Annotated in this window: 13 protein-coding genes and 20 tRNA genes; 28 read left to right on the top strand and 5 right to left on the bottom strand. The window is 53.1% G+C overall.

Annotated elements, in window-relative coordinates; genetic code table 11:
• Positions 1-7 precede the first annotated feature (7 nt).
• Both VFX97_05735 and VFX97_05730 read left to right on the top strand, forming a co-directional pair.
• Positions 8-217, top strand: coding sequence for a hypothetical protein (locus tag VFX97_05735; protein ID HEX5702679.1), 210 nt, complete (start codon positions 8-10; stop codon positions 215-217).
• A 288-nt stretch (positions 218-505) separates the two neighbouring features.
• Positions 506-724, top strand: a complete 219-nt coding sequence (locus VFX97_05730) for a DUF2007 domain-containing protein (protein HEX5702678.1) — start codon at positions 506-508, stop codon at positions 722-724.
• Positions 725-736: 12 nt separating this feature from the next.
• Here VFX97_05730 and VFX97_05725 read toward each other — a convergent pair whose 3' ends face one another.
• Genes VFX97_05725 through VFX97_05715 form a run of 3 tightly spaced genes read right to left on the bottom strand, consistent with a single transcriptional unit; the run spans position 737 to position 2,624 of the window.
• Complete coding sequence (locus tag VFX97_05725) at positions 737-1,117, bottom strand: hypothetical protein (protein HEX5702677.1); 381 nt, start codon at positions 1,115-1,117, stop codon at positions 737-739.
• Positions 1,114-1,578, bottom strand: coding sequence for a response regulator (locus VFX97_05720; protein ID HEX5702676.1), 465 nt, complete (start codon positions 1,576-1,578; stop codon positions 1,114-1,116). Before VFX97_05720 ends, VFX97_05725 begins: the two co-directional genes overlap by 4 nt.
• Positions 1,575-2,624: a fatty acid desaturase gene (locus VFX97_05715; protein HEX5702675.1), complete on the bottom strand. Its 1,050-nt coding sequence runs from the start codon at positions 2,622-2,624 to the stop codon at positions 1,575-1,577. Before VFX97_05715 ends, VFX97_05720 begins: the two co-directional genes overlap by 4 nt.
• A gap of 170 nt (positions 2,625-2,794) precedes the next feature.
• Between VFX97_05715 and VFX97_05710 the strand changes: the two genes are divergently transcribed.
• From VFX97_05710 to VFX97_05695, 4 genes are read left to right on the top strand one after another with little or no spacing between them, the layout of a single operon-like run.
• A complete protein-coding gene (locus VFX97_05710; protein HEX5702674.1) occupies positions 2,795-3,079 on the top strand; it encodes a hypothetical protein in 285 nt (94 codons plus the stop codon).
• Entirely contained in the window at positions 3,076-3,459 is a 384-nt protein-coding gene (locus VFX97_05705) for a hypothetical protein (GenBank protein HEX5702673.1), read from the top strand. The genes VFX97_05710 and VFX97_05705 overlap by 4 nt, the downstream gene beginning before the upstream one ends.
• Positions 3,459-3,764: a hypothetical protein gene (locus tag VFX97_05700; protein ID HEX5702672.1), complete on the top strand. Its 306-nt coding sequence runs from the start codon at positions 3,459-3,461 to the stop codon at positions 3,762-3,764. The genes VFX97_05705 and VFX97_05700 overlap by 1 nt, the downstream gene beginning before the upstream one ends.
• An 8-nt stretch (positions 3,765-3,772) precedes the next feature.
• Positions 3,773-4,087, top strand: a complete 315-nt coding sequence (locus VFX97_05695) for a hypothetical protein (protein ID HEX5702671.1) — start codon at positions 3,773-3,775, stop codon at positions 4,085-4,087.
• 273 nt (positions 4,088-4,360) lie between these two features.
• Here the strand turns inward: VFX97_05695 and VFX97_05690 are convergent, their stop codons facing one another.
• Complete coding sequence (locus VFX97_05690; GenBank protein HEX5702670.1) at positions 4,361-4,609, bottom strand: hypothetical protein; 249 nt, start codon at positions 4,607-4,609, stop codon at positions 4,361-4,363.
• 24 nt (positions 4,610-4,633) lie between these two features.
• A complete protein-coding gene (locus tag VFX97_05685) occupies positions 4,634-5,173 on the bottom strand; it encodes a hypothetical protein (protein HEX5702669.1) in 540 nt (179 codons plus the stop codon).
• Between the two features lie 1,676 nt (positions 5,174-6,849).
• Between VFX97_05685 and VFX97_05680 the strand changes: the two genes are divergently transcribed.
• From VFX97_05680 to VFX97_05575, 22 genes are all read left to right on the top strand, one after another.
• A tRNA-Ser gene (locus tag VFX97_05680) sits at positions 6,850-6,937 on the top strand.
• Between the two features lie 167 nt (positions 6,938-7,104).
• Positions 7,105-7,182: transfer RNA gene (locus tag VFX97_05675), tRNA-Arg, on the top strand.
• Positions 7,183-7,272: 90 nt separating this feature from the next.
• Positions 7,273-7,350 (top strand) — tRNA-Leu (locus VFX97_05670).
• A gap of 152 nt (positions 7,351-7,502) precedes the next feature.
• Positions 7,503-7,578 (top strand) — tRNA-His (locus VFX97_05665).
• Between the two features lie 11 nt (positions 7,579-7,589).
• Positions 7,590-7,664: transfer RNA gene (locus tag VFX97_05660), tRNA-Asp, on the top strand.
• A 33-nt stretch (positions 7,665-7,697) separates the two neighbouring features.
• Positions 7,698-7,789, top strand: a tRNA-Ile gene (locus VFX97_05655).
• 3 nt (positions 7,790-7,792) lie between these two features.
• Positions 7,793-7,871, top strand: a tRNA-Lys gene (locus tag VFX97_05650).
• Between the two features lie 9 nt (positions 7,872-7,880).
• Positions 7,881-7,954: transfer RNA gene (locus VFX97_05645), tRNA-Pro, on the top strand.
• 36 nt (positions 7,955-7,990) lie between these two features.
• A tRNA-Arg gene (locus VFX97_05640) sits at positions 7,991-8,066 on the top strand.
• 166 nt (positions 8,067-8,232) lie between these two features.
• Positions 8,233-8,307, top strand: a tRNA-Gly gene (locus VFX97_05635).
• Between the two features lie 88 nt (positions 8,308-8,395).
• Positions 8,396-8,470, top strand: a tRNA-Cys gene (locus VFX97_05630).
• A gap of 123 nt (positions 8,471-8,593) precedes the next feature.
• Positions 8,594-9,148: an HNH endonuclease gene (locus VFX97_05625; GenBank protein HEX5702668.1), complete on the top strand. Its 555-nt coding sequence runs from the start codon at positions 8,594-8,596 to the stop codon at positions 9,146-9,148.
• A gap of 94 nt (positions 9,149-9,242) precedes the next feature.
• Positions 9,243-9,314, top strand: a tRNA-Phe gene (locus tag VFX97_05620).
• An 81-nt stretch (positions 9,315-9,395) separates the two neighbouring features.
• Positions 9,396-9,471 (top strand) — tRNA-Val (locus VFX97_05615).
• A gap of 433 nt (positions 9,472-9,904) precedes the next feature.
• Positions 9,905-9,981, top strand: a tRNA-Met gene (locus VFX97_05610).
• Between the two features lie 91 nt (positions 9,982-10,072).
• Positions 10,073-10,147, top strand: a tRNA-Ala gene (locus tag VFX97_05605).
• A 112-nt stretch (positions 10,148-10,259) separates the two neighbouring features.
• Positions 10,260-10,339: transfer RNA gene (locus VFX97_05600), tRNA-Thr, on the top strand.
• Between the two features lie 107 nt (positions 10,340-10,446).
• A tRNA-Asn gene (locus tag VFX97_05595) sits at positions 10,447-10,522 on the top strand.
• Positions 10,523-10,609: 87 nt separating this feature from the next.
• Positions 10,610-10,685, top strand: a tRNA-Lys gene (locus VFX97_05590).
• A gap of 127 nt (positions 10,686-10,812) precedes the next feature.
• Positions 10,813-10,887: transfer RNA gene (locus tag VFX97_05585), tRNA-Ile, on the top strand.
• A gap of 88 nt (positions 10,888-10,975) precedes the next feature.
• A tRNA-Gln gene (locus VFX97_05580) sits at positions 10,976-11,050 on the top strand.
• Positions 11,051-11,118: 68 nt separating this feature from the next.
• On the top strand, positions 11,119-12,693 hold the full coding sequence (locus tag VFX97_05575) for a hypothetical protein (protein ID HEX5702667.1): 1,575 nt from the start codon (positions 11,119-11,121) through the stop codon (positions 12,691-12,693).
• Positions 12,694-13,117 lie beyond the last annotated feature (424 nt).

Here is a 13,117-nt window from a genome sequence, read left to right as displayed (position 1 = left end):
TGAATAGATGAATAGAAAACCCATAAGGCTGATCAAGCGAAACGCGCGAGTGCCGCAGCCACAGGCGCCGCTCGCACCAGCCACCAGCCCAAACAGATGGTCCACGGCAGTGCGCTCATGGGTCGTCGAGTTCCAACAACGCGATCGAAATGAAATAACCCCGGCCTTTAATAGTTTATTTAAAGACGCCCTCGCCGAGTCGGGCCCTACTGAATAGTACTCACAACCGAAATGGAGAAAGATGAAATTATCTAGTCTGAAAATCGTTTCGAAGGAACCAACAGATCAAAGGTCTGTGCCAACGACAATAGAAGACACGCCTCCGCCGCGGATTCGCGCGGTGTCGCCGGAGCCGCGGCCGCCCCGCCGTGTTCGACGCCTCGACGTAGATGGCGTTCTCGCTCGGTCGGTGCCCAAGACCGCAGTCGAGATCCTCCCGGTCACCGAGGACTAGGTTCTCTCGTCACCCAGGAAAATGCCCGTCAAAAGGGACAGAACAGGCCCAATGCCGGAAGAAACAGTACTTAAAGTGTTTGCCACTGAGATTGATGCCGAAATGGCTCGAGACGTGCTGAAGGACGAAAGTATTACGGCCTTTGTTTTTAAGGATGACGGTGGTGGGATGGAGCCTCATCTTCAGCACACAAGGGGAGTTCGTTTGGTGGTTAACCCGGTTGATGCTAAACGTGCCCAGAAGGTGCTGGCGCCTTTGTTCTCGATCTGAATCGACTCCCGTTCAATGCCCGAGCGGGATTCTCTGAAAACGCGACTTGCCTTCCCGATTTTCCCACGAGATATCGAGCACATACGGCTTGATTTCACCCGAAATAACTCTAAGTCGTTCCATCTGATCACGCGCATCAGTGGCGGGCTTTCCGTTGGTCCACGTTCGGTGGAAAGGAACCGATGCCTGTTGGGGAAGCATGGACTTTATTTCGTCGAACTTGATGTGGGATTGCGAGAGCTGTCCGTCAGGTGTTTCCTCAGCCTTCAAAAAGATCGTCAGAATTTCCACCGACCTGACCACCTCATCCGTTTCGTTCGTCAACTCCAGGAGTATTCGTGGTTTCGTATCCAGAAGTCTAAAAGTAAATGGATGCTGAGAACTGTTTTTCATGGTGATGAGATCCTATTCGGTGGCGGTTGTATTACTTCGATCCTGGGCGGCGTTTGAACCTTGATGAGCAGCCGGGCGATAAACCTTCTCAACTGATTGAAGTTGTCCGGGCGCGTGAGAAAAACATTCTCTCCAATCTCTACTTCCTCGCCCTCAGCGATACCTTCAATACAAAACACTACCACGGGCACGTGCTCTCCAACCTCAGCGCGCTGGCGGATACTACGCGCGCTAAGCACAACGTCGAGCGGCAAGCCGGCAAGGCTCACCAGTATCAAGTCTGGCTGCGTTCGGTGCGCGTTCTCGATAGCGTCTCGTTCATCTCTGGCGAGGGCCACGCGATAGCCATCCGCTATCAGCAATTTCTCGATGCCGTCACGAGTCTCATGGACATCTTCCACTACCAGGATGATCGGCGACACGTCGAGCTCGGTAGTTATGATTGGGGGCAATGTATTCATGCTTGCGCCATGTCCTGCCGCGCGCCGGCGCCGGCACGTTTAGCCAGCTTTACCAACTTCACCGCTTTCGCCAGTCGCAGAAATTGCATGGCGCGAATACCCCACCAATTGACATCGATTTCGTACCAGGCCAGACCATGACGCGCCGAGGTTGGGTGCGCATGATGATTGTTGTGCCAGCCCTCGCCAAAGGTCAGCAGTGCGACCCACCAGTTGTTTTTTGAATCATCCTGGGTGGCGAACCGCCGTTTGCCCCACATGTGTGTGGCCGAATTGACCAGCCAGGTGGCGTGCAAGTTGAACGTAACCCGGAAGAAAACACCCCACATCAGATAGGACCAGCCACCGAAACCAAGTAATGCCATACCGAGAACGACCAGCGGGACCCAGTAAAAACGATTGAGCAAGACGTGGAATCTGTCCTTCACCAGGTCGGGTGCATAACGTGCTACCACGGACGAGTCATGTGCCTGGGCCTTGCCTTTCAACATCCAGCCGATATGCGACCACCAGCCTCCATCGCGGGGCGTGTGCGGATCGCCAGGAGCATCTGTGTGCGCGTGATGGATGCGGTGGGTTACGACCCATTGGATGTGGCCCCCTTCGAGTGCAAGTGCGCCGCAAACACTCAGCAGATACTCAACTATTTTGGGTGTCTTATATCCGCGATGCGTTAACAGACGGTGAAAGCCCATGCCTACTCCGAGGCTTGCGGTAATCCACCACAGCACGACAGCGACGACTATTGCTCGCCAATTAAACATGAAGAGTGCCGCCACCGCGCCGACATGAAATAGCCCTATGAAAATAGCGGTATCCCAGTTAATGCCCTTCGTCTGGTCTTTGTTTATCGTTTCGCTAATCATTCCCAATTCCTCATTCTCCCAATGACCAAACGACAAGCTCCACTGCACTAGTTTTGACTGTGTTAGGCCGATGATTTGTGTACTTGTGTACTTAGCAAGATACGACTTTCGCGCCAATGCCGTCCGTGCGACAGCACACATATGACGCAAAGAAATATTACGGTTCGAAGCCTTCTGCATTGCTGTTTATCCCGCGGCCCGTTTTGATGCACGTTAAGCGCAGCTCGCGCTCTATAAGCGGTCTAACGCACAGACGGTTTAACTCGCGGATCTTAATATTGGTACCGGCAAATTTCTGTGATTTCACATTTAGCAAAAAAAAATAGTGGAGAGAAACGTTGAATCAAAAAATGAGTATTAAAAGTTTAGTAGCGGCAATCGGCCTGGCCGCTCTAGCCGCCTTTGGCGCCTGGCAGTTCTATTTGTTTGTGAGCTTTAAGGACTCACAGGGCGTCGTCGATGTTCAGGGAGGCACAGTTCACTTGTGGCTGGCTGTCGGCATCGCGCTTATCGTCTGCATCGCCGGGTTCTTTCTTCTTTCAAAGTTCCTTCGCTACGACCTCCGAAACGAGATGCACATCACTTCGCCGGGACCACCTCAGGGCGCGGAGAGAATCGCGAACAACGTACTATGAGCAACATTTATGCCATGCGAAGAGCGAACGGCGATTGGTTTGCTTTTGAGGGTCGCGGTCGCTATCGCGTGCCGCTGTTTCACAGCAGCCACGATGCGATGATGGCCAGTTTGCGTAACTCTGGAATGCTGCTTTTCAGACCGGTGGCACTCGACACGGGCCTGCTCAAGGAAATGGTTCCCGCCGGCGGCTCAGGTTATGTGGACTTCTGTATGGTGAAGGATCCGCTTGTCAGTCTGCGTCGTGGTAAACCGGTTGGACAAGAGGACCTGGTTTTGTTCCTGAACGAATCCGCCGAACGGTCGACCGTTTCCGGCAATGGAAATGGTCACCAGAGTTCGGGCCGTCTCTCCCCGCTTCAAAATGAATGGTGGAATTGATGAGTAATCTGACTAAGTTTGTGATCGCGTTGGTTGGTTTAGTGGCGATGCTGCTTGTCGCCAGCCGGCAGTTGTTTCTGTTCGTCGTAATGAAAGATCCTTCGGGACTAAGCATAACCGGAGTAAACTCTCATTTATGGTTGGCTGCGATCGCGGGAATCATTGCCGGCGTTGCCGGCGGCTTAATGTTTGTCTTCTTCGGTCGTCATGAGACGAATAAGTGGTCTAAAGTCGTAATGACTCCCACTGGGCCACTACTTAATCCCTTTCCGATCAACCTGGCGACTGAGCGTCACGATTCATGAGTACATCGATGTCCACCATAAACTCAGAGCAATTCGGAGAACTTTGTAACGAGGTGTGGCGTGACCGTGCCTCAATCCTCAGAGGACAAGGCAGCTTGAGCGGCGAGGCCACCCTGGTGCGCGCAGTGTTCTGGCGCCTCTGTAAAGCAGGAATTGAAACTAAGGGTTGCGCCGGCAGCGATAGTTCACAGCCTCCGCTCGACGCCTATCAAGTAGTAGTCGGCCGCATGCTTGAACTGAGCGGTCGCCCGGCCTTTGATTCCGCGCCGATCATGACGGACCTTGTGACTCGTTATCAGAATGAAAACGGCCAAACCGCATGATGAGAATCCATTGCACTCACTGCAAAAGACCCTTAAGACTCTGGGAGATAAATTGTCCCTATTGCCACCGATCGTCGATAAAATGGCGCCAAGTAATGATCCTGTCCGTCGCTGTAATGGCCGCCAGCCTATTCCTGTTTAAGACCTTCTAAACCTGATTAGAAAAAGCATTAGGCTCGCCTCGATCCGCTCGAGCATCGCGGACCCGCGCAGCAAAAAGAAAAGGGCGGCCAGCCTAAGCCTTCCGCCCTTTTCGTTAAGTCGTCGCTGCGACTATTTGTTGTGATTGCCGTTCGCGTTGGCATTAACGGGACGCACACCCGAGGTGTTCTCGTTCCCGTTATTGTTTACCACCACACCTGTTTTCGGAGGTGCGTTGTTCGCATTAACGTTGCCAACGTTGGCGTTTGTCTCAACCACTCCGTTACGGTTAGCACCGTTTTCATTCGCCGTGTTCTGACCACAAGCCGCGGTCAGGCTCAACGCCGCTAGAACGAATAGTAAAGCTAAGTTTCGTTTCATGTTTGTTCCTTATCTGAGTAAGGCCTAGCGGTTGACCGTTTCGGCGCGATACTTCTTCCAATCCTGCTCAAAATATTCCGCATCTTCCGGAGTGCGCGGCGTGACGCCCATTAGGATGCCGCCCTTCTTAATGCCTTCTTCATAGTCCTTGACGCGCTCTTCAGGAATTCCGGCGCCCACAAGCAGTCCGATTAAACCACCGGTTGCGCCGCCCGCACCCGCGCCCGCGATCCCTGCGGCGAGTGGTCCTGCGATGAGCAATCCCAGCCCCGGCAAAGCCAGGGTCGTGCCGATCGCGGCAATCGCTGCCAACGTGGCGCCTACTGCGCCTCCGATGCCTGCACCAGTGCCCGCGCCCTTCAGAGCCTTGTTGCCTAATTCCGTTTCTCTGTCATCGACGGCGAAATGTTTATTGCGTGTTTCGTCCGACATCACCAGGTTGACGTCTTTTTCGCTATAGCCCCTGCTGGTGAGCGAGCCGTAGGCACTCTCAGCACTGTCACGATCGGGAAATAGTCCCGTTACCATGTTCGATTTTGCTTTTGCTGCTGTTGTATCTGACATTAAATATTCTCCTTGTCGCAGATAGGTTTCGGAATCGAAGAACGCAGATGAACTGCTGGCATTTGCGTCTCGGGTCTCGTCTGACTAAGTGACTCCGCGTAATAAACAGGACCCGAAGACCAAATGTGCATGCTTTTCGGTTCCTAACCAATGAGTTCAAACTTAGAACTGCAATGAACATGCCGCCAGGTGTTTGGCGTGAGTTTCGAAGAAATCTTGGGAGTGAATTGTTGATGTGTGGCGCTCTTCAGCCGCTAAAAGAAAAGCTTTGGAATCGCGCTCGCCACCGAATGCCGAGATTGTTAGAGCGCGGCGTTATAGGGGGTTTTTGCTTGAAGGAAGCCCTTCACCGTTCAACTCGCCAACGACACGGTTACCCGGGAAAGAGAACAATAAGTGGTGGCGCGAAACTTCAAATAACGGAGCGTGGGAACGCGGAGTAAGGATCGCGAACGAATCCGTTTTTAATACGCTTGTCGAAAGCTCGAAGAGTTACAGTACATTCTCAGTCTGCTGCGAGAATTACAAAGTAACGACACGATTAAGAAGCAGCTTTATGAAAAAGAACACGCAGGTCTCACCGATGACGCGCGACATTTTGCTTGCGCCAGTGGCACAGACTTCAGTCTGTGATTCTGACTCTTGAACGCGCAGATAAGGTCCGTGCCCCTTCCGCCGGCTTCTTGGCGCGAAGGCGCGCGGACATTCGATCGACTTCAATCGTCACCGTGAATCTTGAACTCATCATTCGAAGGCAACTCGTTTCCCTCGAGTGAAATCAAACCCGCCGGAGATGCTGTTCGTGGAAATTTTTTCTAAAAGTTCTTGACACGATCACCATTGATACTTTATACAAGACAGTTCGCGCGAAACACCGATCGCGCACTGTGAGAGAAAAACTTCAATGCTGAAGAACAGGACAAACCGGAAACATACGATGAAATGGCAGCCGCGCGCCGCCATGTATGCGGTCGTCTGTTCGTTAGGCTTGAACGTCTCAGCGACCAATATTTTTGGCGGCAGACTCGGTCAAGAAACGTCCATAGATAGCCGTCGAATCAGGCAATAATCAGCGGGAGCGGACTCCCGCTCCCAAATCTCAAAGCAAAATTCGCGAGAATTGAAGGAGCGGGCAGCTTCCCTTGGAGGCTTAAAGCCCGCTCGTTTAGTTTTTTGACAATCGAAATACCTATTTGCGAAAGATGAAGGCAGGGAGCCTCCCCTGCTGTCTGAGATCAAGCGTCAACTCGATCTCATAAACATCGCGGATGACGACGCTGTTGCTTTGCGAGCGGTCCAGGCGTCGCCATCGTCAGGAGAAGTGTGCCTCGAAGTGTGCGAGCACCCCCAAGCGCGATGCGCGCGCGGGGACCCCGCTGTTCGCGGCATTATCTCTCTGCCTTCATCTATTTTTTTAACACAGCGAATCGCAGATTTGAAATCTTGCATGTGGAGATTTGAAATCTGAAATTAATTTCGCATGTGTGGCTGAGCAGCAAAAGGATCTCCTTCGAAATCGAGCATCCGTCGGACTTCGCAGGTGCGAGTCCTGCCACATGCACCTCAATGAAAAGCGGTCTTGGTACTTTCTTTGTACTTTGTCGTCATGGAATAGTTGACTCATCACGTCCAGGACATCAAAGACCAAAGTACAAAGACCAAAGATCGTCTTCTGTGGAAGGTGGCGCGCGGTGGCGCGCAACTGGTCTTGAAAACCAGGCCGAGCAATGCGTCTCGAGGGTTCGACTCCTTCACCTTCCGCCAATTTGGAGGCGTCGCCTAACGGTATGGCAGTCCCGATTTGTCGGGACTAAATCGCCGTGCATTGCGGGTGCAGGTTCAACTCCTGTCCTCCACCAAAGTTTCGGCGGTGAGATCGAGTGACAGCACTGGTGGCTGTCAGCGCAGCTCGCTCACCGCCGGAACCATGCGGACCTGTAGCTCAGCGGAATCAGAGCGCGACTCTGCGAAGGTCGAGGTCGCACGTTCAAATCGTGCCAGGTCCGCCAAATCGTAGTCCAACGTCCAATGTCGGAAGGTCCAAAGTCACGTTAGTAAAGAGACTTTGGACCCTGGACTCGAGACTTTGGACGCGACATGCCGGCGTAGCCCAATCGGGAGGAGGCGCTAGTCTTAGAAACTAGACAGTGTGGGTTCGAATCCCTCCGCCGGTACCAGACAAGTGGCACAGACTTCAGTCTGTGATTGGCTCGTCGGATCACAGACTGAAGTCTGTGCCACACGGCGTCGAATGCAAAGAGTCGCGCAGTTAGTTTTTCAAACTAACCTTAGAGAGTTCGAGTCTCTCCGACGCTACCAACAACTTGCTGTGGCCTTGGTGTAAATCGGCTAACACACTGCACTGTGACTGCAGAGATGACGGTTCGAGTCCGCAGGTCACCCCAAATCAATATCCGGAACTGTGGCCGAGAGGTGAGGCACCTGATTGTCGATCAGGCCGATGACGGTTCGAGTCCGTTCAGTTCCGCCAACTTTAAGAGACTTTCAGACAATCAATAATTGTCCTGGCGTAGCACAAAGGTAGTGCGGCAGGCTTATACCCTGTGAGCTCCCGATTAGAGCATGATCCAGGTTCGAATCCTGGCGCCAGGACCACACGCGTCAGTAGCCAATATTGGATCAAGGCACCTGCCTCTTAAGCAGGGGAATGTGAGTTCAAGTCTCACCTGGCGCACCAATTTCATTTCGGGGTGTGGTGTAACGCAAGCATCCGAGTCCTGGGAACTCGTGGCGACAGTTCAACTCTGTCCTCCCCGACCAATTCATCAATTTGAAGTTCGAATTTCGAAATTCTCGGCTCCTGTAGCTCAAATGGAAGAGCGCGACGCTTCGAACGTCGAGGTTGCGGGTTCAAGTCCTGCCGGGAGTTCCAATTTGGAGTGCGGCGGCAAGCGTTAGCACGACGCCCTTTGGATCCAATTCTAAGAACATACAATTCAATGTCCTCACCCACAATCCAAAGCGCCGTCGCGGCGAGCCCGGGGCCCCCAGCGTGGCAGCTACGCTGGGGTGCTCAATCTGCCGGCGCACTCCAAAGTGCGGAAGTGATGTAGCTGGAAACATGCGAGTCTTCCAAACTCGTCTCGAGAGTTCGAATCTCTCCTTCCGCTCCAAAACAAGTGGCACAGACTTCAGTCTGTGATTTCTTTTCAACATGCGCGCTGTGCTCATCACACATTGAAGTCTGTGCCACTTACTCTTGCGCGCGTCGCCAAGCGGCTAAGGCGTCGGATTGCAAATCCGATATCGTGAGTTCGAGTCTCACCGCGCGCTCCACACAAAAAAAGTGCTTTGTGCTTTGAACTTAACCGTCTGGGAAAGCTGATTCATCCAGCCCAAGAGATCAAAGACCAAAGTACAAAGACCAAAGATCACTCTTCAGAAAGGAGGTGCCGGGCAATGGCACTTAATGGCAGAGTTCTGTTGCTTAACCAAACATACGAGCCGCTCGGCACCGTCAGTGTCGCGCGCGCAATCATCATGGCGTTCAAGAACACGATCTTCGTCGAGGAATGGGACGGCGATCGCGTGCTGCGATCTGCGCATGATGAGTTCCCTGTGCCGTCGGTGATTCGCCGGCGCACCTACATCAACGTTCGCCGCCGCCGCGAGCAAGCGGGCATGAAGCGCCTGCGAATTTACATGCGCGACAAGTACCGTTGCCAGTACTGCGGTGAAAAGAAGGGCGTGGCCGAACTGACCCTCGATCACATCCTGCCGCGTTCGCGTGGCGGTGATAACTCGCCCGTGAACATCGTCACGGCGTGCATCAAGTGCAACAACCGGAAAAGCAACCGCACCCCGGAAGAAGCACGCATGCCTTTGCTGACTACGCAGACGGCGCTACGCGTGAAGCTTGAACGTGTCGTGCTCTGTCACTACGCCGAGGCGCGGGCCGAATGGCGCAAGTACCTGTTTATGGACGCGCACGATGATCGAGAAAAACGGGCTTAGGTCTTTGGTCTTGGGTCTTTGTTCTTATTAATCACTAAGTCGATGATTAGGAACTCAAAGACCAAAGTCCAAAGATCAAAGCCCTCTCTTCCGCGGTCGGATAGCTGAGACGGATTAGCGCGGGTCTGAAAAGCCCGAAAGGTTGGTTCGATTCCAACTCCGACCACCGTCCATAAGTTTCGGTCACGAGTTTCGAGTTCGTTCGTGGCGACTATTCCCAACTTGAAACTCGAAACTGAAATATTCCGCCCGAGTAGCTCAACTGATTGAGCGCTGGTCCTACAAACCAGAGGTTGAAGGTTTGAGTCCTTCCTTGGGCACCAAACATTAGTTTCAAGTATCAAGTTCCAAGTCTCAAGTTTGAAAACGAACAACTTGAAACTTTGAACTTGAAACTTGGAACACAGTTTATCGGGGCGTGACTCATCCCGGCAGAACGGTGGCTGCCGGGAGCGTGGAGTTCGCAGAGGCGTGTCGGCCTCACGCCCCGACCAATCTCAGATTCTGGTTTCAAGTTTCAGGTCCAAGTCCCCGCATGAAGCCCTTGAAACTTTGAACTTGAAACTTGAAACCAATTCGTGGCCCGCGTTCCCGGCATCGGTCTTCTAAACCGAACCTTCGAGAGCTGGGCGGAAAGGCGCGAGGTTCAACTCCTCCGCGGGCTTCCAAACCAAGTTTCAAGATCGAAGTTTCAGGTTTCAAGCTAGCGCTGCGTCCAACCTGAAACCTGGAACTTGAGACATGAAACTTACTTTCGGCTGTGTAGCTCAAATGGAAGGAGCAAGCGTCTCATAAGCGCGAGGTTGGTGGTTCAACTCCACCCACAGCCACCAAATACTAGTTTCGACTCCTGAGTTTCGAGTTTCGAGTTTCGAGTTGGAGCGATGCCAAGCTAACCCAAACTCGAAACTCGAAACTAAATCCGGGCTGGTGATGTAACCGATAGCATAGAAGTCCTGCAAACTTCTCGTGAGGGTTTGAATCCCTCCCAGTCCACCAAACCTTCTAGTGCTTTGTACTTAGTACTTTTTGCTTTGTTCGCCCTAATCGAAGGTTGAACCAATGGTTAGAGATCAAAGTCCAAAGACCAAAGCACAAAGTTCCCTCCTCTGGCGATGTAGCTCAACTGGATAAAAGAGCGTCGGTCTTGTAAACCGGACGATAAGGGTTCGACTCCCTTCATCGCCTCCAAGAAACACGATCTTGGTCTTTGATCTTTGGCCTTTGGAAAACCTTCCGCGTTAGACACGCCTTAACGAGTCAATCAAAGACCCAAGACCTAGTTCAAAGAGCTATGTTGTGGCGTAGCCAAGTTGGTAAGGCACCGGATTGTTAATCCGGCTATCGAAGGTTCGAATCCTTCCGCCACAGCCAGCTTCGCAGTTTCGGGTTTCGAGTTTCGAGTTTGTAGTCCGATTTAACTCGAAACCTGAAACTCGAAACTCGAAACTGCAATGCTGTTGGCCCGGAGCTCGAGGGACAGAGCGGCGGCCTTTTAAGCCGTGAGGTGCGGGTTTGAGCCCCGCCGGGTCAACCAAACACAAGAAGGTGCTTTGGACTTTGGTCTTAGGACTTTGCCTTTCTTCTTCAAGTGAATGACTCAGCGCCGCCGACATAAAATCAAAGACTAAAGACCAAAGACCTGAGTACTAAGTTCCTCTTGTCGCGGTGTAGCTCAATGGCAGTAGCACTCGATCGATAATCGAGCGACGAAGGTTCGATTCCTTCCGCCGCGACCATGCATTAAGTTTCAAGTTCCAAGTTTCAGGTTTCAAGTTGGTTGATAAGCAAACTTGAGACTCGGAACTTGAAACTTGAAACCTTTGCTGCGGGATGGTGTAACCGGCAACACGTCGGGCTTTGAACCCGAAGATGAAGGTTCGACTCCTTCTCCCGCAGCCAATCTTTCTGAAAATTCGCAAAAGGTATCTCGATTGTCACCAGACAATAGAAGTGTGAGGTAACGAATAATGGCAAACAAGAATCTATTCAAGTCACTAATCGGCAAGCTGGTTCCACCAACTGATGCCCTCAACGAAGAGCGCGCTCCGGCGTATGCTCTTTCGCCAAAGCATCAACTGGCGCAGTACGCCGCGACTGGCTGTCTGAACAAGACGTTTTACGCGGGCGCGGGCGAACAACTGGCGAAGGTACTCGAACTCTGCGCAGATCTCGATGCTGAGTTCATCGCCAAGACTGCGGTGTTCTGCCGTGAGCGCGGTTTCATGAAGGACATGCCGGCGCTGCTTTGCGCCGTTCTGTCGGTCAAGGACCGCGAGCTGCTGAATGCCGTGTTCCCGCGCGTGATTGATAACGCGAAGATGCTGCGTAACTTTGTGCAAATCGTGCGTTCGGGAGCAGTCGGCCGCAAGTCGCTCGGTTCAGCGCCAAAGCGTCTCGTGCGCGAGTGGCTTGATGCCCGCGATCCCGAAGCGCTCTTCAGAGCAAACGTGGGCCAGGACCCTTCACTGACTGACATCGTGAAGATGGTCCACCCCAAGCCGAAAGACGAAGCGCGCGAAGCACTGTTCGGCTACTTCATTGGCCGTGATTATGCCTTCGACAAACTGCCGGAAGTTGCTCGCAACTTTGAGGCGTTTAAGAAGGGCGAAGCGCGTGAGGTTCCCGATGTTCCCTTCCAGATGCTGACCGCACTGGAGCTGGGAACAGCGGAATGGACGGCAATTGCGCGTCGCGCTCCATGGCAGATGACACGCATGAACCTGAACACTTTTGCGCGTCACGGGGTGTTCGGTCAGCCAGATCTGACTGAACTGATCGCTAATCGCCTGCGTAATCCTGAGGCGATTGCGAAGGCCCGAGTGTTCCCGTACCAGCTAATGGTCGCTTACACAATGGCCAAGGCAAATGCCGACATCCCGCAGGAAGTTTGCGAGGCGCTTCAGGATGCGATGGAAATCGCCACGGCAAATGTGCCTGAGTTCAAGGGAAAGGTTTACGTTTTCCCGGACATCTCAGGTTCAATGCACTCGGCCGTGACTGGTTACCGTCGCGGTGCGACGACAGCCGTGCGTTGTATCGATGTCGCCGCGCTGGTTGCAGCCACAGTGGTGCGCAAGAACCGTCAGGCTGAAGTTGTTCCGTTTGAGTCGGACGTGGTTCAGGTTCGTCTGAACCCGCGCGACAGCGTGATGACGAACGCCGAGAAGCTGGCAAACCTACCCTGTGGCGGAACCAACTGTAGTGCGCCGCTGCGCTTTCTGAATCAGCGTCGCGCCATCGGGGACCTGGTCATCTACGTTTCTGACAACGAATCGTGGGTTGACGCACCGCACTACGGGTCTTTTGGTGGCAGCGCGACTGAGACGATGAAGGAATGGGCGAGCTTCCGCCAACGCAACCCGGCAGCACGAATGGTCTGTATCGACATTCAGCCTTACGGGACCGTGCAGGCGAAGGAACGTCCGGACATTCTGAATATCGGCGGATTCTCAGATCAAGTCTTTGAAGTGATCTCAGGATTCGCGCGCGGTGAACTGAACGCCGACCATCTCGTAGGTGTGATCGAGTCGGTGGCGTTGTGAGGTCAGAACCGCCCGCTACCGCAGGCGGTTCTGACTTTGGGCCGAATGCTGTCGTGACTACATTCACTGGAAATGAACCGTCTCGACAATTCTTGTCGGCCTTTTAAATGTGATGGCGAATGCTGGTGTGGAGTACATGGTAAGCGAAAGCGAAAGGGTTCGAATCCCGACCCGCCTGATTTTTCTCGTGGGTGCCTCTCGCCGATTTTGTCGCCATTTTGACTTGTCAGTCGCATCCGCGGTGCAGTCCAACGCGGTGCAAAACAAACGGAAGTCGATACTGACAACGGACTACTGACAACTAACATTGGAGGGGTGAATGCCGAAAGGACTACATCACCACCGAGCCCAGTGGAGCGTGATAACTCCAGCGATGGCAACATCGTGCTCAAATGTCTTTTCAATCTTGTCACCCCTTTTTGAA

The sequence above is a fragment of the Pyrinomonadaceae bacterium genome (assembly GCA_036277115.1).
Classification (GTDB): Bacteria; Acidobacteriota; Blastocatellia; order Pyrinomonadales; family Pyrinomonadaceae; genus UBA11740.
The sequence above is the reverse complement of the archived record's forward strand: the minus strand, read 5'-3'. Positions and strand labels throughout refer to the sequence as shown.

What these genes read in the sequence shown, in the direction of transcription:
- VFX97_05735 (HEX5702679.1), top strand. Translation starts at nt 8, where the DNA reads ATGAATAGAAAACCCATAAGGCTGATCAAGCGAAACGCGCGAGTGCCG.
- VFX97_05730 (HEX5702678.1), top strand. Translation starts at nt 506, where the DNA reads ATGCCGGAAGAAACAGTACTTAAAGTGTTTGCCACTGAGATTGATGCC.
- VFX97_05725 (HEX5702677.1), bottom strand. Translation starts at nt 1,117, where the DNA reads ATGAAAAACAGTTCTCAGCATCCATTTACTTTTAGACTTCTGGATACG.
- VFX97_05720 (HEX5702676.1), bottom strand. Translation starts at nt 1,578, where the DNA reads ATGAATACATTGCCCCCAATCATAACTACCGAGCTCGACGTGTCGCCG.
- VFX97_05715 (HEX5702675.1), bottom strand. Translation starts at nt 2,624, where the DNA reads ATGCAGAAGGCTTCGAACCGTAATATTTCTTTGCGTCATATGTGTGCT.
- VFX97_05710 (HEX5702674.1), top strand. Translation starts at nt 2,795, where the DNA reads ATGAGTATTAAAAGTTTAGTAGCGGCAATCGGCCTGGCCGCTCTAGCC.
- VFX97_05705 (HEX5702673.1), top strand. Translation starts at nt 3,076, where the DNA reads ATGAGCAACATTTATGCCATGCGAAGAGCGAACGGCGATTGGTTTGCT.
- VFX97_05700 (HEX5702672.1), top strand. Translation starts at nt 3,459, where the DNA reads ATGAGTAATCTGACTAAGTTTGTGATCGCGTTGGTTGGTTTAGTGGCG.
- VFX97_05695 (HEX5702671.1), top strand. Translation starts at nt 3,773, where the DNA reads ATGTCCACCATAAACTCAGAGCAATTCGGAGAACTTTGTAACGAGGTG.
- VFX97_05690 (HEX5702670.1), bottom strand. Translation starts at nt 4,609, where the DNA reads ATGAAACGAAACTTAGCTTTACTATTCGTTCTAGCGGCGTTGAGCCTG.
- VFX97_05685 (HEX5702669.1), bottom strand. Translation starts at nt 5,173, where the DNA reads ATGTCAGATACAACAGCAGCAAAAGCAAAATCGAACATGGTAACGGGA.
- VFX97_05625 (HEX5702668.1), top strand. Translation starts at nt 8,594, where the DNA reads ATGGCACTTAATGGCAGAGTTCTGTTGCTTAACCAAACATACGAGCCG.
- VFX97_05575 (HEX5702667.1), top strand. Translation starts at nt 11,119, where the DNA reads ATGGCAAACAAGAATCTATTCAAGTCACTAATCGGCAAGCTGGTTCCA.